This window comes from Streptomyces sp. TLI_171 (assembly GCF_003610255.1).
Taxonomy (GTDB): domain Bacteria; phylum Actinomycetota; class Actinomycetes; order Streptomycetales; family Streptomycetaceae; genus Kitasatospora.
Window position 1 is genome coordinate 364,742 of sequence record NZ_RAPS01000001.1, and the last position, 20,545, is coordinate 385,286.

20 protein-coding genes are annotated in these 20,545 nt (G+C 74.8%); 11 read left to right on the forward strand and 9 right to left on the reverse strand.

Annotation, left to right across the window (positions count from 1 at the left end):
- Positions 1–199: 199 nt before the first annotated feature.
- Positions 200–1,195, forward strand: a complete 996-nt coding sequence (locus BX266_RS01725; protein ID WP_099897162.1) for a glycosyltransferase family A protein — start codon at positions 200–202, stop codon at positions 1,193–1,195.
- Between the two features lie 115 nt (positions 1,196–1,310).
- A complete protein-coding gene (locus BX266_RS01730) occupies positions 1,311–2,090 on the forward strand; it encodes a hypothetical protein (RefSeq protein ID WP_099897163.1) in 780 nt (259 codons plus the stop codon).
- Positions 2,091–2,119: 29 nt separating this feature from the next.
- Here BX266_RS01730 and BX266_RS01735 read toward each other — a convergent pair whose 3' ends face one another.
- Positions 2,120–3,499, reverse strand: coding sequence for an NAD(P)-binding domain-containing protein (locus BX266_RS01735; protein ID WP_099897164.1), 1,380 nt, complete (start codon positions 3,497–3,499; stop codon positions 2,120–2,122).
- Between the two features lie 122 nt (positions 3,500–3,621).
- Here BX266_RS01735 and BX266_RS01740 point away from each other — a divergent pair, with 122 nt between their 5' ends.
- Positions 3,622–3,981, forward strand: a complete 360-nt coding sequence (locus BX266_RS01740; protein ID WP_099897165.1) for a helix-turn-helix transcriptional regulator — start codon at positions 3,622–3,624, stop codon at positions 3,979–3,981.
- A gap of 56 nt (positions 3,982–4,037) precedes the next feature.
- Positions 4,038–4,511 (forward strand): GNAT family N-acetyltransferase, encoded by a 474-nt coding sequence (locus BX266_RS01745; RefSeq protein ID WP_099907265.1) that lies wholly within the window; start codon positions 4,038–4,040, stop codon positions 4,509–4,511.
- A gap of 32 nt (positions 4,512–4,543) precedes the next feature.
- Here the strand turns inward: BX266_RS01745 and arsB are convergent, their stop codons facing one another.
- Entirely contained in the window at positions 4,544–5,635 is a 1,092-nt protein-coding gene (gene arsB / locus BX266_RS01750) for an ACR3 family arsenite efflux transporter (protein WP_099897166.1), read from the reverse strand.
- Complete coding sequence (locus BX266_RS01755; protein WP_099897167.1) at positions 5,635–5,940, reverse strand: helix-turn-helix transcriptional regulator; 306 nt, start codon at positions 5,938–5,940, stop codon at positions 5,635–5,637. The genes arsB and BX266_RS01755 overlap by 1 nt, the downstream gene beginning before the upstream one ends.
- A gap of 112 nt (positions 5,941–6,052) precedes the next feature.
- On the opposite strand from BX266_RS01755, the gene BX266_RS01760 reads away from it, so the two are divergent.
- Positions 6,053–6,484: an arsenate reductase ArsC gene (locus tag BX266_RS01760; protein WP_099897168.1), complete on the forward strand. Its 432-nt coding sequence runs from the start codon at positions 6,053–6,055 to the stop codon at positions 6,482–6,484.
- 51 nt (positions 6,485–6,535) lie between these two features.
- Positions 6,536–9,397, forward strand: coding sequence for an FAD-binding and (Fe-S)-binding domain-containing protein (locus BX266_RS01765; RefSeq protein ID WP_099897169.1), 2,862 nt, complete (start codon positions 6,536–6,538; stop codon positions 9,395–9,397).
- A 42-nt stretch (positions 9,398–9,439) separates the two neighbouring features.
- Here BX266_RS01765 and BX266_RS01770 read toward each other — a convergent pair whose 3' ends face one another.
- Complete coding sequence (locus BX266_RS01770; RefSeq protein WP_099897170.1) at positions 9,440–10,438, reverse strand: Gfo/Idh/MocA family protein; 999 nt, start codon at positions 10,436–10,438, stop codon at positions 9,440–9,442.
- 192 nt (positions 10,439–10,630) lie between these two features.
- Here BX266_RS01770 and BX266_RS01775 point away from each other — a divergent pair, with 192 nt between their 5' ends.
- Positions 10,631–11,509 (forward strand): maleylpyruvate isomerase N-terminal domain-containing protein, encoded by an 879-nt coding sequence (locus BX266_RS01775; protein ID WP_099897171.1) that lies wholly within the window; start codon positions 10,631–10,633, stop codon positions 11,507–11,509.
- Positions 11,510–11,555: 46 nt separating this feature from the next.
- Here BX266_RS01775 and BX266_RS01780 read toward each other — a convergent pair whose 3' ends face one another.
- Entirely contained in the window at positions 11,556–12,608 is a 1,053-nt protein-coding gene (locus tag BX266_RS01780; protein WP_099907267.1) for a PP2C family protein-serine/threonine phosphatase, read from the reverse strand.
- Between the two features lie 155 nt (positions 12,609–12,763).
- On the opposite strand from BX266_RS01780, the gene BX266_RS01785 reads away from it, so the two are divergent.
- The 3 genes from BX266_RS01785 to BX266_RS01795 all read left to right on the forward strand — a co-directional run bounded on the left by BX266_RS01785 (position 12,764) and on the right by BX266_RS01795 (position 15,128).
- Positions 12,764–13,186, forward strand: a complete 423-nt coding sequence (locus BX266_RS01785; RefSeq protein WP_099897172.1) for a PaaI family thioesterase — start codon at positions 12,764–12,766, stop codon at positions 13,184–13,186.
- Between the two features lie 141 nt (positions 13,187–13,327).
- Positions 13,328–14,095, forward strand: a complete 768-nt coding sequence (locus tag BX266_RS01790) for a metallophosphoesterase (protein ID WP_180290341.1) — start codon at positions 13,328–13,330, stop codon at positions 14,093–14,095.
- A 112-nt stretch (positions 14,096–14,207) separates the two neighbouring features.
- Positions 14,208–15,128 carry an SGNH/GDSL hydrolase family protein gene (locus tag BX266_RS01795; RefSeq protein ID WP_099897174.1) on the forward strand — a complete coding sequence of 307 codons (921 nt, stop codon included), beginning with the start codon at positions 14,208–14,210 and terminating at the stop codon, positions 15,126–15,128.
- Positions 15,129–15,168: 40 nt separating this feature from the next.
- Here BX266_RS01795 and BX266_RS01800 read toward each other — a convergent pair whose 3' ends face one another.
- Positions 15,169–15,591: a CBS domain-containing protein gene (locus tag BX266_RS01800; RefSeq protein ID WP_099897175.1), complete on the reverse strand. Its 423-nt coding sequence runs from the start codon at positions 15,589–15,591 to the stop codon at positions 15,169–15,171.
- A 155-nt stretch (positions 15,592–15,746) separates the two neighbouring features.
- Positions 15,747–16,688 (reverse strand): slipin family protein, encoded by a 942-nt coding sequence (locus BX266_RS01805; protein ID WP_259464484.1) that lies wholly within the window; start codon positions 16,686–16,688, stop codon positions 15,747–15,749.
- Between the two features lie 210 nt (positions 16,689–16,898).
- Here BX266_RS01805 and BX266_RS01810 point away from each other — a divergent pair, with 210 nt between their 5' ends.
- Positions 16,899–17,654 (forward strand): uracil-DNA glycosylase, encoded by a 756-nt coding sequence (locus tag BX266_RS01810; RefSeq protein WP_099897176.1) that lies wholly within the window; start codon positions 16,899–16,901, stop codon positions 17,652–17,654.
- A 178-nt stretch (positions 17,655–17,832) separates the two neighbouring features.
- On the opposite strand, the gene BX266_RS01815 is transcribed toward BX266_RS01810, so the two are convergent.
- Entirely contained in the window at positions 17,833–18,696 is an 864-nt protein-coding gene (locus BX266_RS01815) for a CHAD domain-containing protein (RefSeq protein WP_180290342.1), read from the reverse strand.
- 206 nt (positions 18,697–18,902) lie between these two features.
- Positions 18,903–20,393: a hypothetical protein gene (locus BX266_RS01820; protein WP_099897178.1), complete on the reverse strand. Its 1,491-nt coding sequence runs from the start codon at positions 20,391–20,393 to the stop codon at positions 18,903–18,905.
- Between the last annotated feature and the right edge of the window lie 152 nt (positions 20,394–20,545).

The window sequence follows — 20,545 nt, forward strand, 5'->3', positions numbered from 1 at the left end:
GCAGCTCCGCCACCGGGCGTACATCTGACGATACGTCAGTAAGTCGCGGCGTTCCGCCCCCTATCCGGACATTTCATCGTACAGTCATGTCCGTTCGGTGAAGATTCGGCGAACGTCCCGTGGCCGATGTCCGGATTGGCCGCTTTCGAGCGGCTTCCGACCTTTGCCTGAGGCTGTCCCCGCCCCTAGCCTCCCGCCCATGGCCCCACCACTGATCACCGTCGTACTCCCCGCCTACGACGAGCAGGGACAGCTCAAGGACTGTCTGGACTCGCTGCTCGGCCAGTCCTTCCGCGAGTTCGAGATCATCGTGGTGCAGACCCCGTCCCCGCACTGCCCGGAACGGCTGGTGGAGGCCTACGAGCTGCGCGACGCCCGGGTGCGGGTGCTGCGGCTGGACGCGGAGCCCGGCATCGGCCGGGCCCGGATGGCGGGCGCGGCGCACGCGCGCGGCCAGTACCTGCTGTTCCTGGACGCCGACCACCTGCTGCCGGCCGACGCGTTCGAGGCGATGGACGCCCGCCTCACCGAGACCGGCGAGCTTGACGTGCTGCTGTTCGGCCACAACCGGGAGTACCGCGGCAAGCTCTGGCCGGGCAACGCCGCCGCACTGCTGTCCGAGGCCGGCCCCGGGGTGTTCGCCCCGGCCGAGCGGCCCGAGCTGTTCGGCGCACCGCCGCTGGTGTGGGACCGGCTGCTGCGCGCGGGCACCATCCCCGCGTTCCCGGACGGCTTCTACGAGGAGGTGTCGGCGGTGCACCGCTCCCTGCTCGCCGCCACCCGGATCGCCGTGCTGGACCGGGAGTGCGTCACCATCCGCCGCCGCCACACCCTGCACCCGGCGGGCAGCCCGGGCGCCACCCACTTCGACCTGCTCGACCGGTACGAGAGCAGCTTCGAACTGCTGGACGCGCAGCCCGCGGAGGCCGAGCCGGTCACCGCCGCGGTCCGCCCGCACCTGTTCACCCGGATGGTCCGCCACTACCTGTTCGTGCTGGACCTGCCGGGGTGCCTGACCCGCGCCGAGCGCCCGCAGTTCTTCCAACGCGCCGCCGAGCACTACAGGCGCTTCCTGCCCTCCGGCTACCGGCGCCCGGAGGGCCGCGAGGGCATCAAGTTCTCGCTGCTGTCCTCCAACTCCTACGCCACCTTCGAGGTCGCCAAGTTCTCCCGTCTGGCGGGCGGGCGCCGCTGAGGCGACGGGTCCTGACGACCCGTCGGCGTGGCCCGGCGGGTAGAGTCCCTCCCCGCAGTCCCCCACTCCCTCGCGCCAGCTCCGTGCGCCACCGGACCGGAAGGCGAACTCCGCGATGTCCACCCCTGCTTCCCCGGCGTCCGACGAATCCCTGTCCCTCGACGGCCCGACCCCGGCGGCGCCGAGCCCGCTGCCGCCGCAGCAGCAGATGTCCGGCTGGGCGGTGCTGCTGCTCGGCGTGCTGCTGCTGGCCGAGGCGTTCGTCTGCGTGGCCGTGCTGATCAGCGTCTGGACGCCGCTCACCACGCTGACCGCCGAACGCGCCGCCACCGGCGACCCGGCGGTGTGGACCGTCCTCGGCCTCGGACCCTGGCACCTGACCTCCAACACGGCGATGCTGCTGGCCGTGCTCGCCGCCAGCGGCCTCGGCAGCTTCGTGCACGCCGCCACCTCGTTCGCCACCTACGCGGGCAACCGCCAGCTGCTGCCCAGCTGGCTCCCCTGGTACCTGCTGCGCACCGCGATCGGCGCCGCCCTCGCCCTGCTGGTCTACTTCCTGCTGCGCGGCGGCCTGTTCGCCAACGGCACCGACGGCACCGCCACCAACCCGTACGGCTTCGCCGGCATCGCCGGTCTGTGCGGCCTGTTCTCCAAGCAGGCCACCGACAAGCTCCGCGAGGTCTTCGACACCATCCTCACCACCAAGGACGGCGCGGGCGACGACGAACGCGACGACAAGATCCAGCCCACCGCACCGACTTCGCCCGCCCCCGCGGCCACCGCGGCCACCGTTCCCGCCGTCACCCCGCAGCCCGCTGCCGAGCCGCAGCCTGCCGCCGGCCCGGTCCTGCCGGTGATCCCGCAGCAGCACTCGACGGCCCCGGACGCTCCGTGAGCTGACGGCCCGTCAGGGCGCCGGCGATCTCAACTGCAGCCGCTCGCAGGCGAGCAGGAGCCGCCGCTGCTCGGGGCGCCGAGCGTGATCAGCTGCGGCACCGGCGAAGTGCTGCAGCAGCCGCCGGAGTTGCTCGGCTCGGGTTCGTCGTAGAGGCCCGCGCCGCCGCACACGCCGGTCTCCGGGAGGGTGAGTTCCACGCGCGCGGCGGCCTCGTGGTCGCCGGCCAGGGCGGCGGCGACGGAGCGGACCTGCTCGTAGCCGGTCAGGGCGAGGAAGGTCGGGGCGCGGCCGTAGGACTTCATCCCGACCAGGTACACGTCCCGCTCCGGGTGGGCGAGTTCGTTCGCGCCGTGCGGGTAGACCGTGCCGCAGGAGTGCTGGTTGGGGTCGACCAGCGGGGCGAGCGCGGTCGGGGCCTGCAGCCGGTCGTCGAGGCCGAGGCGCAGCTCGGTGAGGAAGCCCAGGTCGGGGCGGAGGCCGGTCAGCACCACGACCTGGTCCACGGGTTCGCTGCGGTGGCCGTCCTCGGCGACCAGGACCAGCCGTCCGTCCGGGGCGGGTTCGAGGGCGGCGGTGCGGAAGCCGGTGAGCGCGGTGGCGTGGCCGTCCTCGACGGCGGCCTTGGCGCGCTGGCCGAGGGCGCCGCGGGCGGGGAGCTGGTCGGCGCTGCCGCCGCCGTAGGTGGAGCCGGTGATGCCGCGGCGCAGCACCCAGACGGCGTGCGTGCCGGGTTCCTGCTTCGCCAGCTCGGCGAGGGCCGCGAGGGCGGTGAAGGCGGAGGCTCCGGTGCCGACCACGGCGGTCCGGCGGCCCGCGTGCCGGGCGCGCACGGCGGGGTCGTCGAGGTCGGGGATCCGGTAGGACACCCGGTCGGCGGCGGCGCGTTCGCCGAGTGCGGGCAGGCCGTTCGCGCCGAGCGGGTTGGGGGTGCCCCAGGTGCCGGAGGCGTCGATCACGGCGGCGGCGAGCAGGCGTTCCTCGGTGCCGTCGGCGTGCTGGAGGTGGACGGTGAAGGGCTGTTCGTCGCGGCCGGCGTCGACGATGCGGTCGCGTCCGGCGCGGGCGACGCCGGTGACCCGGGAGTCGAAGCGGATGCGGTCGGCGAGCGCGTCGGCGAGCGGCTGCAGGTACTGCCACACCCAGTCGCCGCCGGTCGGGTAGGCGGCCCCGTCGGGTCGGGTCCAGCCGGTGGGGGTGAGCAGCTTCTCGGCGGCGGGGTCGACGAGTTCGCTCCACGGCGAGAACAGCCGCACGTGCGACCAGGAACGGACGGCGGTCGCGGCCGAGGGCCCGGCTTCGAGGACGAGCGGCTCGAGTCCGTTCTCCAGGAGCCGGGCGGCGGCGGCCAGGCCGATCGGGCCTGCGCCGATGACGAGGACGGGCAGGCCGGTCGGGTCGGAGGTCATGGCGGTTCTCTCCCCTTCGCGCTGCGGTGCGGCTCGGCCGCGATCCGCCTGATTCGACAAGTGTCGATGTGCTGACGTCTCCGACCTTGCCACCGGGTATCGATGGATGTCAACATAGACGCATGTCGAATTCGATGATCGAGCTGCCGGTGGTCGAGCCGGAGGCGGTGCCGTGCTGCCCGCCGCTGAGCTCGGCGGAGCTGTCGGGGGCCGACGCGGTGCGGATGGCCGCGATGTTCAAGGCTCTCGGCGACCCGGTGCGGTTGCGCCTGTTCTCCAAGGTCGCCTCGCACGAGGGCGGCGAGGCGTGTGTCTGCGACATCCAGGACGTCGGCGTCTCGCAGCCGACGGTATCGCACCACCTGAAGAAGCTCCGCGAGGCCGGGCTGTTGACCAGCGAGCGACGCGGCACCTGGGTGTACTACCGGGTCGAACCGTCCGCGCTCACCGCGCTCGCCGCCCTGCTCGACCTGAACCGCTGACCCGCACGCCCGCTGGAGGCTCCCCGGTGCCCGTCGCCCGTCCGCTGCTCACCCCGATGCTGCCCGAGCACGCCGAGCAGGTCCTGTCGATCTACCGGGCGGGCATCGAGGAGGGCAACGCGACCTTCGAGACCGAGACCCCGAGCTGGCCGGCCTTCGACGCCGCCCGGCTGCCCGACCACCGGCACGTCGCGCTCGGACCCGACGGCGCGGTGCTCGGCTGGGCCGCGGTGAGCCCCGTCTCCGCCCGTCCCGCCTACGCCGGCGTGGTCGAGCACTCGGTCTACGTCCACCCCGAGCACCGGGGGCTGGGCGTGGCGAGGGCGCTGCTGGACGCGCTGATCGCCTCCACCGAGCGGGCCGGGATCTGGACCGTCCAGTCCGCGGTCTTCCCGGAGAACACCGCCAGCCTCGCGCTGCACGCCCGCGCCGGATTCCGCGTCATCGGCACCCGCGAACGGATCGCCCGGCATCACGGGGTCTGGCGCGACACCGTCCTGATCGAACGCCGGAGCCCGGCCGTCACCTGAGGCAGCGGCCGGGCTCCGTGGCTGACGCAGCGTCAAGCAGCAGGTGCGGTGAGGAACTTGTCGCGCCAGGCGAGCGAGACGTAGACCAGCGCGACCAGGACCGGCACCTCGATCAGCGGGCCGACCACGCCCGCGAGGGCCTGGCCCGAGGTGACGCCGAAGGTGCCGATCGCGACCGCGATGGCCAGTTCGAAGTTGTTGCCCGCGGCGGTGAAGGCGAGCGTCGCGGTGCGGTCGTAGGCCAGGCCGAGCACCTTGCCGAGGCCGAAGGCGCCGAACCACATGAGGGCGAAGTAGGCGAGCAGCGGGAGCGCGATCCGGGCGACGTCGAGGGGTTGCGAGGTGATGGTCCGGCCCTGCAGGGCGAACAGGATCACGATGGTGAACAGCAGCCCGTACAGCGCCCACGGGCCGATCCGCGGCAGCAGCCTCTCCTCGTAGTGCTCCCGGCCGAGGCGGCGCTCGCCCAGGCGGCGGGTCAGGAAGCCGGCGGCGAGCGGGATGCCGAGGAAGACCAGGACGTTGAGGGCGATCCTCCCCATCGAGATGTCGAGGTGCTGGCCGTCGCCGAGTCCGAGCCAGCCGGGGAGCAGGTCGAGGTAGAACCAGCCGAGCACGCCGAACATGACGACCTGGAAGACCGAGTTGAGCGCGACCAGGACGGCGGCGGCCTCGCGGTCGCCGCAGGCGAGGTCGTTCCAGATGATCACCATGGCGATGCAGCGGGCCAGGCCGACGATGATCAGCCCGGTCCGGTACTCGGGCAGGTCCGGCAGGAAGAGCCAGGCGAGCGCGAACATCACCGCCGGTCCGACCACCCAGTTGATCACCAGCGAGGAGGCCATCAGGCGGCGGTCGCCGGTCACGGCGTCGAGCCGGTCGTAGCGGACCTTCGCCAGGACCGGGTACATCATGATCAGCAGTCCGAGCGCGATCGGCAGCGAGATGCCGCCGATCTCCACCTTCGCCAGCGCGTCGCCCAGGCCGGGGACCAGGCGGCCCAGGCCGAGGCCGACCGCCATCGCGGCGAGGATCCACACCGCGAGGTAGCGGTCGAGGGTGGAGAGCTTGGCGACCACCGAGGACCGCTCGGGCGCCGCGGGGGCGGGGGCGGTGCGGGACACTAGCAGGACCTCTTTCGCTGACCGTTGGCGCGGGCGTCGGCGGCGAGTTCGGCGAAGGTGCCGGCCAGCGACTCCAGGACCTCGGGGCGCAGCCGGTAGTAGGTGAACCGGCCGCACGGCTCGGTGTCCACCACGCCCGCGTCCCGCAGCACCCGGAGGTGGTTGGACAGGTTGGTCTGGCGGGCGCCGGTCTCCGCCACCAGGTGGGTGGTGCACAGGGTCTCGCGGGCCAGCAGGGTCACGATCTGCAGCCGGAGCGGGTCCGACAGCACGCGCAACAGTTCAGTCTCGACTGACGTCAGCATGGACTGATACTTTCACATCCGTCGCCGCCCTGGCGACATCCCGCAGGACCGCCGTCGTCCCGCCCCGCCCGCCGCACGACCGCACCGATCCAGTCGAAGGACCGCCCCGCCGATGACCACTCCGCCGCCGCTCGCCTCCGTGCTCTTCGTCTGCGTCCACAACGCGGGCCGCTCGCAGATGGCCGCCGGTTTCCTCTCCCACCTGGCCGGCGACCGCGTCGAGGTCCGCTCGGCCGGCTCCGCCCCGGGTCGCCAGGTCAACCCGGCCGCCGTCGCCGCGATGGCCGAGGTCGGCATCGACATCTCCGACCAGCGGCCCAAGATCCTCACCCCCGAGGCCGTCCGGTCCTCCGACTACGTCATCACCATGGGCTGCGGCGACGCCTGCCCCTACTTCCCGGGCCGGACGTACCTGGACTGGCCGCTCGACGACCCGGCCGGCCAGGGCGTGGCGGCCGTCCGCCCGATCCGGGACGCGATCCGGGTCCGGATCGAGCGTCTGATCGCCGAGATCGACGACGCCTCCGCCACGGCCGACAGCTGAGCCTCCGTGTCCGCCCGCACCGGGCGGGCCCCGGCTGGGATGATCGGGAGCATGGCTTCCGACCTCGCCCGCGCCCTCGCCGCCGCCGTGCGCGGCGAGGTCCGCTTCGATCCGGCCGAGCGCGCCGTGTACGGCCAGGACGCGTCGAACTACCGTCAGGTGCCGCGCGGGGTGGTCAAACCGGCCGATCCGGACGACGTGCGGGCGGCCCTGACGGTGTGTCGGGAGTACGGCGTACCGGTGGTGGCGCGCGGCGCGGGAACCAGCATCGGCGGGCAGGCGATCGGGCCCGGCGCGGTGGTGCTGGACTTCCGCCGGCACCTCGGCCGGGTCCTGGCGGTCGACCCGGACGCCCGCACCGCCACCGTCGAACCCGGCACCGTGCTCGACGAACTCCAGCGCGCGGCGCGCCCGTTCGGCCTCCGCTTCGGACCGGACCCGTCCACCCACAGCCGGTGCACGCTCGGCGGGATGATCGGCAACGACGCCTGCGGCTCGCACTCGCTGGCCTGGGGCCGCACCTCCGACAACCTGCACAGCCTGGACCTGCTGCTCGCCGACGGCACCGAACTGACCGTCACCGGGCCGCTGTCGCCCGCCGAACGGACCGCCCTCGCCGCCGCGCCCGGTCGGCCCGGCCGGCTGCACCGGGAGTTGCAGGCCCTGGCGGCGGACAACCTGGCCCTGCTGCGCCGCGCGATGCCCGCGCTGCCGCGGCGCGGCTCCGGGTACCCGCTGGACGCGCTGCTCCCCGAGCGCGGCTACGACCTGGTCCGGGCGGTCACCGGCACCGAGGGGACGTGCGCCCTGCTGCTCGGCGCGACCGTCCGGCTGGTGCCCGAACCGGCGGCCCGCGCCCTGGTGGTGGCCGGCTACCCCGACGAGACGGCCGCCGCCGACGCGGTGCCCGCGCTGCTCCCGCTGGAGCCGCTGACCTGCGAAGGCATGGCGGCGGACCTGGTCGCGGCGCTGCTCGCCACCGGCCGTCGCCCGCCGGTGCTGGACCGGCTGCCGGACGGCGCCTGCTGGCTGTTCCTGGAGACCGGCGGCGACACCCCCGCCGAGGCCGCCGAGCGGGCCCGCCGACTGGCCGGCGCGGTGCGGCGCGAGCGCACCGCCACCGTCGCACTGGTCACCGACCCGGGTGAGCAGCGCGCCCTGTGGTCGATCCGCGAGGCGGGCGCGGGCACCGTCACCCGGCTGCCCCCGACGCCGGACGGGCGGCCGGGCGGCGCGGCCTGGCCCGGCTGGGAGGACTCCGCCGTCCCGGTCGAGCAACTCGGCTCGTACCTGCGCCGGTTGCGGTCCCTGCTGGGCCGGCACGGGCTGCGCGGCGTGCCGTACGGGCACTTCGGCGAAGGCTGCGTCCACCTGCGACTGGACTTTCCGCTGCGTCAACGGCCGGAGGAATTTCGGGAGTTCATGCTGGAGGCGGCGGACCTGGTGGTGGCGCACGGCGGTTCGCTGTCCGGCGAGCACGGCGACGGCCAGGCCCGGGCGGAGCTGCTGCCGCGGATGTTCCCGCCGCAGGTGATCGACCTGTTCGCCCGGTTCAAGCGGATCTGGGACCCGGACGGTCTGCTCAGCCCCGGCCTGCTGGTCGCCCCGCGCCCGCTGGACGCCGATCTCCGCTTCGCCGGCAGGGAGTTGCCGCTCGCCCTGGCCTACCCGGAGGACGGCGGCAGCCTGCTGAGCGCGGTGCACCGCTGCGTGGGCGTCGGCAAGTGCGTGGACGACGCGGGCGGCGTGATGTGCCCCAGCTACCTGGTGACCGAGGAGGAACGGCACTCCACCCGCGGCCGGGCCCGGCTGCTCGGCGAGATGCTCCGCGGCGACCTGGTCACCGGCGGCTGGCGCTCGCCCGAGGTACGGGAGGCGCTCGACCTCTGCCTGGGCTGCAAGGGCTGCGCGAGCGACTGCCCGGTGCACGTGGACATGGCCACCTACCGGTCCGAATTCCTGTACCACCACTACCGGTTCAGGCCCCGACCGGCCGCCCACCGCTCCCTCGGCCGGCTGCCCGCCTGGCTGCGCCTGGCCCACCTCGCGCCGCGCGCCGCGAACGCCGTGTTGCGCAACCGGTACGCCGCCGCCGCGCTGAAACGGCTGGGCGGCATCGACCGGCGGCGTGCGCTGCCCGCCCTGCCCGAACAGCGGTTCAGCGCCTGGTTCCGCGCGCACCGGGCCACGCACCCCGCCGCCCCGGACGCGCCCGCCGTCCTGCTCTGGCCGGACTCGATGTCCGAACTCCTCGACCCGGCGCCGGCGCAGGCCGCCGTCCAGGTCCTGGAGCGGCTCGGCTTCCGGGTGGTGCTGCCCACCGGCCCGGTCTGCTGCGGGCTCACCCTGATCGCCTCCGGCCAACTCGGCGCGGCCCGGCGGGTGATCGGCCGAACCCTGCGCCACCTGCCGCCCGACCTGCCGGTGGTGGGCCTGGAGCCGTCCTGCACCGCGACCCTGCGGGCGGACTGGCCGCGACTGCTGGACGCCCCCGAACTGTCGTCCCGGGTCCGCACGTTCGCCGAGTTCCTGGACGAACGGCAGGTGGCGCTGCCGCGGGTGGGCGGCGAGGCGATGACCCAGGTGCACTGCCACCAGCACGCCGTCCTCGGCACCGACGCCGATCGCCGCGTCACCGACCGGCTCGGCCTGACCAACCGTCAACTCGACGCCGGCTGCTGCGGCCTGGCCGGCGCGTTCGGCTTCGAACGCGGCCACTACGACCTCTCGGTGGCCATCGCCGAACGTGCCCTCCTGCCCGCCGTCCGCGCCGCCGCCCCCGACGCCCTGCTGCTCGCCGACGGCCTCAGCTGCCGCACCCAGCTCACCCAACTGGAGCCCACCGCCCGCCCCATGCACCTCGCCGAGGTCCTGCTCCACGCCTTCCGGCGGGCGGACGGCCGGACCGACTGAGCCGCCCCCGGAGGTCTCGGGGGCGGCTCCGCGGCTTCGCCGTCACTCCCCCGGGTAGCGCACCCCGATCCGCTCGCGCACCGTGTCGAGCGTCCGCATCACGGCGAGCGTCGAATCGAGCGGCACCAACGGGGACTCGGTCTCCCCCGCCCGCAGGCAGCGCACGACCTCGGCGGCCTCCAGGCCGTAGCCGTGGCCGACGGCGGGCGCGGCCTCGAAGGTCTCGGGGGCGGCGCCGTCGCGGTGCAGGGTGAAGCCGGCGGGGTGGAAGAAGTCCCGGTCGAGCTCGATGCGGCCCTTGGTGCCCTGGACGGAGGCGCGCTGGCCGCAGTGGGCGTCGAGGGAGCAGGCCAGCAGGGCGGTCGCACCGGTGGGGTGGCCGAGCAGGATCGCGGTGTTGGCGTCCACGCCGCGCTCGGTGAGGCGGGCCTGCGCCTGGACGGAGTCCGGTTCGCCGAGCAGGAGGTGGGCGAACGCCACAGGGTAGACGCCGAGGTCGAGCAGCGCGCCGCCGCCCGCCGCCGGGTCCCACAGCCGGTGGCCCTGCTCGTCGGGCCCGACGAAACCGAACTCGGCCTGCACGTTGCGGACTTCACCGATCGCCCCGTCCGCGATCAGCGCGGTGATCCGCCGCACGGTCGGGTCCAGGTAGGTCCACATCGCCTCCATCAGGAAGGTCTCGCGCTTGCGGGCGAGCGAGACCACCTCCGCGGCCTGACCGGAGTTGAGCGTGAACGGCTTCTCGCAGAGCACGGCCTTTCCGGCGTCCAGCAGCAGCCGGGTCGCGCTGTGGTGCGCCGAGTGCGGGGTGGCGACGTACACCACGTCCACCTCGGGGTCGGCGGCGAGCTCCTGCCAACTGCCGTACGCCTGGGGGATGCCGTGCCGGTCGGCGAAGGCGCGGGCGGAGTCGAGGCTGCGGGAGGCGACCGCGAACGCCTCGGCGCCGGGAACGGCGGCCAGGTCCTCGGCGAAGGAGGTGGCGATGCCGCCGGTGGCGAGGATGCCCCAGCGGATCGGTCGGTCGGTGATCGGCTGCACGGTGGTCCTTCGATCCGGCGAGTGGTGCGGGCCGGGCCAGCCTATCCACCGCCCCACCTGCGAGAACACCCCCACCCGCCGGTCGGCGCCCGGCCCCCGGCCGGGGGCCGGCGGCCGCGACGTCTTCCACCGGAGAGTTACCGGACGGTAGCCTGCCGCTCCGCCCGTCGCCCGCACCCGGGAGCAGCCGCCGTGTCCGACCGTCCCGATCCCTTCACCGACCAGCAGCAGGCGCACCTCCGGGCCCGCGCCGCGCTCGCCGGGACCAGCGCCCGCCTGGTCCAACTGCTCACCGATGCGCATGAGTTGCGGGACCGCACGGCGCTCCCCCAGTGGACGGCCGGCCAGGTCGGCACCCATCTCGCGGCGGTGTTCCTGGCCTACTGCTCCACGGTTCCCGGGCCGCGCGCGGACGCGGACGCGGTGGACTGGGACGCCGTCCTGCCGACCGCGGAGCTGGCGTTCGGCCCGCGGATGGCGTCGGTGAACGCCCGCGCGGTGGCCCTGCTCGGCGAGCAGATCGGCGACCGCCCGGAGGCGTTCATCGCCGAACGGGCCGAACGTTTCCTGCGGACCACCGCCGAACTCGCCCCGGACACCCCGGTCGCCACGCCCTGGTACGGGCCGCAGCCCGCGCTGACCGTGGCGGCGGCGACCGGCCTGCTGCTCAGCGAGTGCCTGCTGCACGGCCTGGACATCGCGCGCGCCACCCGCCTGCCCTGGCGGATCGACCCGGACCACGCTCGGCTGGTGCTCGGCCAGGCGATGCCGGTGATGATGCCGCTGGCTCTCGACCGGGCCCGGGCGCGCGGCGTCGACATGGCGTTCGACCTCGCCGTGCGCGGCGGCCCCCGCCTGCGGCTCGCCGTGCACGACGGGGCGATGACGGTGACCCGGGGCGTACCCGCCGCCCCACCGGACTGCCGCATCTCGGCCGACCCGGTGGCCTTCCTCCTGGTGGCGTTCCGGCGCAGCCCGCAGTGGAAGGCCATCGCCCTGGGCCGGCTGCGAGCAGGCGGCCGCCGGCCCTGGCTGGCTCCCCGCCTCCCCTGGCTGGTCCCGTCCCCCTGAGGCCCCCGCCCCGCAGCCCCGCCGACGGCTCGGCTTTCGCGTCGGCTCAGCGTTCGCGGGCGACGGCGATCAGCGCGGCGTCGTCCATCAGGCGGCCGCCGACGTGGTCGAGCAGGTCGCGGCGCAGGCCGTCCAGCAGGTCGGCGGGGGCGAGGCCGAGGGGGAAGCGGGCGGCGCGTTCGGGCAGCGGGTAGAAGGTGCCGTCACCGTCGCGGGCCTCGGTGACGCCGTCGGTGTAGAGCAGCAGGGTGGAGCCGGCCGGGAAGGCGAACTCCTCGGTGCGGCGCTCCACCGGGCCGAGCGCGCTCATGCCGAGCGGTGGCGCGGTGCGGCCCAGTGCGAGCAGGCCGGCCCGGTCGCCGGCCAGCAGCAGGGGCGGCGGGTGGCCGCAGTCGGCGATCCGCACCACGGGGTGCTGGTCGGGGACGTCGAGGACCAGCGCGGTGACGAAGTTCTCCTGGACGTCCTGTCCGGTGTCGGCGAGTTCGGCGAGGTGGCGCCGGTAGGAGGCTTCGAGGGCGTCGGCGAGTTCGCCGGGGTCGTGGTGGCGGTGGGCGAGTTCGCGGAACGCGCCGAGCAGGGCCGCGGCGTCGCCGACGGCGCCCAGCCCTTTGCCGCGGACGTCGCCGACCAGCAGCCGGGTGGCCCGGTCGGTGCGGACGACGGCGTACAGGTCGCCGCCCACGTTGGCCTCGTCGTCGGCGGCGAGGTAGCGGGAGGCGATCCTCAGCGGGCCGGCGTTCTCGGGCAGCGGGCGCATCAGGACGCGTTGGACGGCGTCGGAGACGGTGCGGACCTGGTCGAGTTCGCGGCCGTGTCGTTCGCGGACCCGGCAGTAGGCGACCAGCGCGCAGGTGATCAGGGCCAGGGCGGCGACCTGGGCCTGGTGGTTGGCGGTGAACAGGCCGCCGTGCAGCACGGCGATGACGATCTGGGCGGCGACGGCGAGCGCCCCGATCAGGGCGGTCATCCGGGTTCCGGCGAACGACGGGGTGATGGCGGGGGCGACGACCAGCAGCGGGCCGAGGTGGATGTTCGGGGAGATCGAGATGTCGACGGCGCAGATCAGCACGATCAGGCCGATCGGCAGCAGCACCATGAGGTGTCCGGTGCGCCACTCGTTCCGCAGTCCCGCCAGCCTCCGCCGCACTCCCACTCCACCACCATGCCTCGGACGGTGCGCGCCCACGACCCGGTGAACGCTGTGCGCACGGCATATGGCGCTGCGTCACCAAGGGCCCCTACCATCTCGCCATGGCCACCACCCTGACGCCCGTCGAGGCGGACAAGATCCTCGCCGACCACTTCGCCCCGTGGGTCCAGGACCTCGGTCTGACGGTCGTGGAGACCGGCGAGCGCCACGCGGTGCTCCGGCTGCCCTGGTCGGACCGGCTGGCCCGGGACGGCGGCGGCCTGTCCGGCCAGGCGATGATGGCGGCGGCGGACACCGCGACGGTGATCGCCGTGGCCTCGGCGCTGGGCGGATTCGCGCCGATGACCACCGTCCAGCTGTCGACCACCTTCCAGCGCGCGGCCCGTGACACCGACCTGCTGGTCACGGCCCGGCTGACCAAGCTGGGCCGCCGCCTGGCCTTCGCCGAGATCGCCCTGACCACGCCCGAAGCCCCGGACGACCCGGTCGCGCACGCCACCACCGTCTACGCGTTCCCCGGCTGACCACGCCGCAGCCCCCGCCCCGCCACCGCGCTGCCCACCCCGCCCGGCTCCGCTCCGCCAGGCGACGGGAAATCGCTTTCCGTCGGCTCTCCCGGGCCGCTACCGTCCCACCCGGCGGCAAGCTTCGGGCGGGGAGGTCCGGTGTCACGGGTCCTGGTGGTCGGCGACGTGCACGGCGAGTTCGCGCTGCTCGCGCGCCTGGCGGCCGCGGTGCGGGCGGCGCACGGGCCGCTGGACGCGATCCTCGCGGTCGGCGACGTGGAGGCCAATCGGGACGAGGCGGACGCGGCCGGCGTGTACGGTCCGGCGAAGTACCGCAAGCTCGGCGACTTCCCGCTCCTGACGGACGCTCGGGTCGACCTCGGTGCGCCGCTGTTCTTCATCGGCGGCAACCACGAGCCGTGGCCGGCGCTGGACGCGGCCGGCCCGGGCGAGTGGGCGCCCGGCGTGCACTTCCTCGGCCGTTGCGGGCTCGCCGAGGTGGCCGGACTGCGGGTGGCCTTCCTGTCCGGCATCCACTCCTCCCGGGTGACCGACCGGCCCCGGCCGGTGCGCGAGTCGCTGCGCGACCGGAACTACTACACGGCCGCCGAGTTGCAGCGCCTCACCACCGAGGGCTCGCGCTCCCGGGGCGGCGTGGACGTGCTGCTCACCCACGACTGGCCGGCCGGGCTGCCGGGCGCCGACGTCCCGGGCGAACGCCCCGTGGGCCGCCCGGAACTGCGCACGCTGACCGAGCGCCTGCGCCCCCGCCACCACCTCTGCGGGCACATGCACCGCCCCCTGGACGCCCGCATCGGCCCGACCGCCGTCACCTGCCTCTCCCTCCTGCGCGACACCCGGAACACGCTGGCCCTGCTGGAGCGCGCCCCCGACGGATCCCTGCTCCTGACCCGCCCCGACCCGTAGCGCGGCCGGCACCGGCGGTTCCGCCCGTGCACGCCTCTACCCCTGGGGCACTACCGAGCAGTAGCCTCCCCTGGCCGAAATCGATCGCGATCTCTCGCCGCCTGGAGGCTCCATGCGCCCAATTCCGCGCCGCCGCACCTTCGTTGCCGCCGCTCTCGCCGCCCTGACGCTGGCCGGGGCGGGCGCTGTGCCCGCGTCCGCCACCCAGGGCGGGCCGGGTGGGCACGGGGGGCAGGGCGGACCGCACCGGGCCGCGTACTACCTGGCGCTCGGCGACTCGCTGGCGGCGGGCTACCAGTCCACGCCGACCGGCGGACACGTGGTCGGCAGAGGCTACGCGCAGGATCTGGCGCGGACGCTGGGCGACCGGGCGGCGGCGGAGGGCCGCCCGTTCGAGTTCACCGACCTGGGGTGCCCGGGTGAGACCACGGGCAGCATGGAGAACGGCGGCTGCCCGTACCCGCACGCCTTCTCGGGCTCCCAACTGGCGGCGGCGGTCGCCTGGTTGAAGGCGCACCGGAAGGACGAGGCGCTGGTGACCATCGACATCGGCGCCAACGACGTGCAGCGCTGCGCGGCGGGCGGCTCGCTCGACCTGCCGTGCGCGCTGAACGGCATCGACCAGGTCCGCGGCGGGCTGGACCGCATCCTGTCCGAGCTGCAGGACGCTGCGGGCCCGCACACCCGGATCGTCGGGATGAACCTGTACGACCCGTTCCTGGCGGCCTGGACGACCGGCGAGCAGGGCCGGGCGATGGCCACCGCGTCCGTTCCGCTGGCCGACGCGCTGAACACCGTGATCGGCGCGGTGGACGCCCGCCACCGGGTGCCGACCGCGGACGTGGCGGGCGCGTTCGCCACCGACTCGTTCCTGCCGCAGGTGCCGCTGGGCGGGCAGCAGGTGCCGCTGAACGTGGCCCGCATCCTGCAGTGGACCAACATGGCCCGCGGCGACATCCACGCCAACGACGCCGGCTACCAGGTGATCGCGGACGCGTTCCTCGCCAAGTTGCCGAAGCAGTACCTGCACTGACGTTTCGTCAGCACCGCTTCCCGCCCCACCGCCCGCGCGCTCAGCGGGCGGTGATGGCGGTGACGAACTCGGCGAGCCGCTCCTGCGGGAGGTGGCGGGCGATGTCGGCCTCGCTGATCATGCCGACCAACTGGTGGTCGGGGTGGTTGATCACCGGGAGCCGGCGCACCAGGTGCTCCTCCATGACTTCGAGGACCAGGTCCGCCTCCTCGTCCTCCTCGATCACCATCGGCCGTCCGACGGCGAGTTCGACGCAGAGCACGGTGGCGGGGTCCCGGCCCTCGGCGACGCACTTGAGGACGATGTCGCGGTCGGTGAGGATGCCCAGCAGCTTCTGGTCCTCGTCGCAGATCGGCAGCGCGCCGACGTCGCGTTCGCGCATCAGCCGGGCCGCGTCGGCGAGGGTCTGCTCACCGGTGACGCACTCCGCGCCGGGGTGCATGATGTCTTTCGCGGTGGTCATGGCCGGACCTCCCGAGGTCGCTGTGTTCCTGTTGTCCGTTGCCGACTTCCATGCTCGCCCTGCTGCTGGTCGGGCCGCCACCGCAGACCCGGCCCGGCACCGTCGTCACACCGTCCCGACACTGCCTCGACGGGGCTCTGCCGCGCTGCCCACGGTCACGCGGCGTGCGGTGGCGCGACGCCGAACGGGCGTTCCGCGCCGTCGAGTTCGGTGCCGGGCGCGGCCTGCGGCAGCTCCAGCTGCTCGACGTCGCGCTCGCCGTCGGCGGCCTGCGTCCCCGAACCGGACTCCGCCGCCACCGCCTCCGCGACCCGGGTCGCCTCGGCGGCCTGCGCGGTGGCCCGCTCGGTGGAGCTCTCCAGGAAGCGCAGCAGCTCGACCGGGAACGGCAGCACCAGGGTCGAGTTCTTCTCCGCGGCGACCTCCACCACCGTCTGCAGCAGCCGCAGTTGGAGCGCCGCCGGAGTCGCCGACATCACCTTCGCGGCCTCGGACAGCCGCGCGGACGCCTGGAACTCGCCGTCCGCGGTGATGATCCGGGCCCGCCGCTCCCGGTCCGCCTCGGCCTGCCGGGCCATCGAGCGCTTCATCGACTCGGGCAGCGCCACGTCCTTGATCTCCACCCGGTCGATCTGGATGCCCCAGCCCAACGCCGGGCTGTCCAGCATCAGTTCCAGGCCCTGGTTGATCGGCTCGCGGTTGGCCAGCAGGTCGTCCAGCTCGCTCTTGCCGATGATCGAGCGCAGCGACGTCTGGGCGACCTGGGACATCGCGAACGTGTAGTCCTGGACGTTGACGATGGCCTTCACCGGGTCGAGGACCTTGAAGTACACCACCGCGTCGACCCGGACGGTCACGTTGTCGCGGGTGATGCCCTCCTGGGCGGGGATCGGCATGGTGACGATCTGCACGTTCACCCGCCGCATCCGGTCCGCCACCGGCATGATCCGGGCCAGTCCCGGCCCGCGCACCTCGTCCAGCACCCGCCCGAACCGGAACACCACTCCGCGTTGGTACTGCTGGACCATGCGCACGCTCAGGCCGGCGTACAACGCCAGCACCACCAGCAGCGCCACCACCGCACCGACCACGATCATCGCCGTCACCTCGCCCCGAACCCCGGAACTCCGGATCCTCCGGAGCCCCGAACGCCCGAACTCCGCGCACCGGCCCCGCACGACCCGGCCGGCGGCGCGGGCCCGTACCTCTCCACGCTACTCCGCGTCCGGCCCACCGCACCGGCCGGACGGAAACCGCTTTCCCGCCGCCTGCCGCACCTGCCCCGTCCGGCCCCGTAGGATCGGCCCATGGAGCTGCCCGAACCGCCCTCCCACCTGGTCGAACGGGTGCACGGCCTGGCCGAGCTGGATGAGTTGGTGGTCGACTGCCGTGCGTGTCCGCGCCTGGTCGAATGGCGCGAGGAGGCGGCCCGGGTCAAGCGCCGGGCGTTCCAGGACCAGGAGTACTGGGCGCGCCCGATCCCCGGTTTCGGCCCGTCGGACGCCCGCCTGGTGCTGGTCGGCCTCGCACCGGCCGCGCACGGCGGCAACCGGACGGGGCGGATCTTCACCGGAGACCCGTCCGGCGACCTGCTGTACGCCTCGCTGCACCGCCTGGGCCTGGCCAACCGCCCGCAGTCCGTCTGGCGCGACGACGGCCTGCGGCTGCACGGCGTGCGGATCACCGACCCGGTGCGCTGCGCCCCGCCGGAGAACAAGCCGACCAACGCCGAACGCGACACCTGCCGCCCGTGGATCGTCCGCGAACTCGAGTACCTGCGTCCCACCGTCCGCGCCGTGGTCGCCCTCGGCGGCTTCGCCTGGCAGGCCGTGCTGCCCGCCCTCGCCGCCTCCGGCTGGCAGGTGCCGCGCCCCAGGCCGGTGTTCGGCCACGGCGCGCACGCCGTGCTGCCGGCCGCCGACGGCGGGCCCGCGCTGCACCTGTTCGGCTGCTTCCACGTCAGCCCGCGCAACACCTACACCGGCCGGCTCACCCCCGCGATGGTGGACGAGTTGCTGCGCACGGCCGCCGTCGCCGCCGGCCTGGACCCGGCGATGTCCTGACGGGGTGTCAGAACCCCGCCAGGACCGCTGCTGCCGGCACCGCGCCGAACACCGACCTGCGACTCGCAGCCCGCCTGCACGGACGCCGAGGTCCGCGGCCCGGACGGGCTCCCCGTCCGCTCCCGGGGTCCCCGGGCCGCCGACCGCGGGGGCTCCGAGCGGGGCCGGGAGACGGGCGCTATGCCTGCCGCAGGCGTTTCGGGCGGCGGGCGGCCTGTTCCCAGACCTCGGGCAACAGCTCGCGGGCGAAGGCGAGTTCGGCGACCTGGCGGCCGTAGAGCACGCCGTAGCCGAAGCCGCCGTCGGACAGTGCGCGGACGGTGTTGCGGGCGATCACCGCGTCCTGGTGGCGGCCGAGCACGTCCTGCAGGGCTTTCATCCGGCGGGTGAAGCCGCGGGCGGGGCGGCCGGCGCTCTCGCCGGCGTAGCGGGCGCGTTTGGCGGCCTTGCGGGCGTCGTGCAGGGCGCGTTCGAGGGCCGGGCCGTCGGGGGTGCGGCGGGCGGCGGCGACGCGTTCGGCGGTGCGGCGGTGTTCGCGGCGCAGCGTGCGGGTGATCTCGCGTCCGGCGGGCTTGGCGGCGCGGGAGTTCAGCGGCGGGTCGGCGGCGAGCGCGGTGAGGGTGGCGAGCAGGCGGCGGAAGCGTTCGCTGTCGAGGGCGGCGAGTACCTGCGGTCGGGCTTCGCGGGTCTCGCGGGTGTTCCAGGCGGCGAGTTCGGCGAGCACCCGGTCGCGGTCCGCCCCGGCGGGCAGTTGGCGGGCCTGGGTGATCAGGCGCTCGCCGAGGACTTCGGCGTCCCGGGCGTGGCCGAGGGCGCGGCCGAGCCTGCGCAGTTCGTCCTCGGTGCCGGTGTGGTCGCCGTGGAGGTGGCGGCGGTGGGTGCGCAGGGCGCTGCGCAGGCGGCGGGCGGCGATCCGCATCTGGTGGACGGCGTCGGGCCGCTCGGCGCGGACGTCGGGTTCGAGGGCGGCGAGCCGGGCGGTCTGGGTGCGCAGGCGTGCGGTGAGGACGTCCCCCGCGCTGCCGCCGATCCGGTGTGCCACGTCGCCACGTCCTTCCGTGCTCTCCAGGGTAGGCCCGCGTTCCGGGGTTCCGGAGGCGCGCCGCGCCGGTCCTCGCGGGTGCGGCTGCCCGGCGCGGCGCGGTTCACACACCGGCGGTGCGCTGACGTCCCGTCACCCCGGCCGGGTTCGACCTCGCCGTCTCCGGGGCGGCTCGGACTTCCTGCCGGCACGGGCCTGACGGTGGGTCAGCTGCTGTCGCCCGGGTGGTGGACGGTGAGGTCGCCGTAGCCGGCCAGCGCGGCGGCCAGGTCGCCGGGGCGGTTGCGCAGCGTGGAGTCGAGGAAGGCGAGGGTGGTGGAGGCGACCAGGTGCGGGGGGCGGGTGCGGCCCAGGGAGCCGACGACGGAGGGGACCGGCGGCAGGTAGAGGGGGGCGTCCATGAAGCTGAGGTGGGCGGTGCCGGGGAGGGTGAGCCGGTAGCTGGTGGCGGTGCTGAGTCGCAGGACCTGGGTGAGGCGGGGGAGGTAGCGCGGGTCGGTGCCGGGGCCGATGGCTTGGGTGAGTGCGAGGGCCGGCTGGTGGTAGGGGAGCATGGCGGGGTCGCGGGGGTAGCCGTCGAGGTCGATGACGGCGGTGAACCGCGGGTCCTGGCGGGCTGCTTGGAGGGCGGCGCCGCCGCCGAGGGAGTGGCCGGTGGCGGCGGCCCGGTCGGTGTCGAGGCGTCCGGTCAGCGGGTCGGTGTTCTCGCCGCGGTCCAGGGCGCCGAGCCGGGTGAGGACGAAGCTGAGGTCGGCGGCCCGGATCGCGGTGGTCTCGGCGGCCCGCCGGTCGTCCTCGGCGTCGTCGCCGGTGGTGGCGAGGGTGGTGGTGACGGTTCGGCCGTCGGTGAGGACGACGGCGGCGGAGTCGTACGGGTGGTCGAGGGCGGCGACCAGGTAGCCGTGGCTGGCCAACTCCTCGGCCCAGGCGGTGTTCTGGGTGCGCACGCCGCCGAGTCCGGGCGAGAACAGCACGACCGGGTAGCGGGCGCCGTCGTCGGCCACCGGGGCGTCGGGGACGGCGTGGGTGCGGGCCGCGGGGACGCCGTCGAGCAGGACTCCGGGGAGGCCGGCGTAGCGGGCGAGGGCGGCGGCGACGGTGCGCGCCTCCTGCGGGGTGCGGCCGAGGTACTGGGCGCGGGGCGTGCCGGCGGGGCTCTGCCGGGCTGGGTACCAGAGTTGGACCACGACGGTGCGCCGGTCGGCGGGGTCGGGGGTGGCGGTCTCGGGCCGGTCCTGGTCGGTCCACTGCAGGACGCGGGTGCCGACCGGGTAGGGGCCGCTGGGCGTGGGGAAGTCGGGGACGGGGAACGCCCAGGCGGCCACCGGGCCCGCGGCCAGCAGGCCGAGGCAGGCCGCCGTGCCCGGCAGCGCGAGCCACCAGCGGGCCCGTCGGGCCGGCCGGCCGGTGCGGCGGCGGATCAGCGGCGCGACGGCGAACGGCAGCGCGAGGGCGGCGCCGGCCAGCACCGGCAGCAGTTGCCAGCGCAGACCGGTCACGCCGAGCAGGGCGGCGCACAGGGCGAGGCCCGCACCGGCCGCGAGGGTGACGGGCGGGCGGGCGGCGGGCGGGAGCCAGCGGGCCACGACCAGCAGGGCGGCGGCCAGCAGGGCGAGGATTTCCAGGGGGGACAGCTGGGGTCCCGGGATGATCTCGGTCACCCGGCCATCCTCGGCGCGGGGTGCCGGCCGCCACATCGGCCGCGGGTCTGCACCGTGTCCGACCGGAGTGGCAGGCGGACCTGCCGGTTCGGCGGGCTGCGCTGCGACCCCGGGGGGAAGCGGGACTCCTCCTCCGGTCGGACGCCGGCCGGGCACCCTCGGCCGCCGGGATCATGCGTGGACCGTGC

Excerpts from the sequence above, each read along its gene's own strand:
- BX266_RS01730 (WP_099897163.1), top strand. The coding sequence starts at position 1,311 with ATGTCCACCCCTGCTTCCCCGGCGTCCGACGAATCCCTGTCCCTCGAC.
- BX266_RS01740 (WP_099897165.1), top strand. The coding sequence starts at position 3,622 with ATGTCGAATTCGATGATCGAGCTGCCGGTGGTCGAGCCGGAGGCGGTG.
- BX266_RS01745 (WP_099907265.1), top strand. The coding sequence starts at position 4,038 with ATGCTGCCCGAGCACGCCGAGCAGGTCCTGTCGATCTACCGGGCGGGC.
- BX266_RS01810 (WP_099897176.1), top strand. The coding sequence starts at position 16,899 with ATGGAGCTGCCCGAACCGCCCTCCCACCTGGTCGAACGGGTGCACGGC.
- BX266_RS01760 (WP_099897168.1), top strand. The coding sequence starts at position 6,053 with ATGACCACTCCGCCGCCGCTCGCCTCCGTGCTCTTCGTCTGCGTCCAC.
- BX266_RS01785 (WP_099897172.1), top strand. The coding sequence starts at position 12,764 with ATGGCCACCACCCTGACGCCCGTCGAGGCGGACAAGATCCTCGCCGAC.
- BX266_RS01820 (WP_099897178.1), bottom strand. The coding sequence starts at position 20,393 with ATGTGGCGGCCGGCACCCCGCGCCGAGGATGGCCGGGTGACCGAGATC.
- BX266_RS01755 (WP_099897167.1), bottom strand. The coding sequence starts at position 5,940 with ATGCTGACGTCAGTCGAGACTGAACTGTTGCGCGTGCTGTCGGACCCG.
- BX266_RS01795 (WP_099897174.1), top strand. The coding sequence starts at position 14,208 with ATGCGCCCAATTCCGCGCCGCCGCACCTTCGTTGCCGCCGCTCTCGCC.
- BX266_RS01800 (WP_099897175.1), bottom strand. The coding sequence starts at position 15,591 with ATGACCACCGCGAAAGACATCATGCACCCCGGCGCGGAGTGCGTCACC.
- BX266_RS01725 (WP_099897162.1), top strand. The coding sequence starts at position 200 with ATGGCCCCACCACTGATCACCGTCGTACTCCCCGCCTACGACGAGCAG.
- BX266_RS01765 (WP_099897169.1), top strand. The coding sequence starts at position 6,536 with ATGGCTTCCGACCTCGCCCGCGCCCTCGCCGCCGCCGTGCGCGGCGAG.
- BX266_RS01780 (WP_099907267.1), bottom strand. The coding sequence starts at position 12,608 with ATGGTGCTGCTGCCGATCGGCCTGATCGTGCTGATCTGCGCCGTCGAC.
- BX266_RS01805 (WP_259464484.1), bottom strand. The coding sequence starts at position 16,688 with ATGATCGTGGTCGGTGCGGTGGTGGCGCTGCTGGTGGTGCTGGCGTTG.
- BX266_RS01735 (WP_099897164.1), bottom strand. The coding sequence starts at position 3,499 with ATGACCTCCGACCCGACCGGCCTGCCCGTCCTCGTCATCGGCGCAGGC.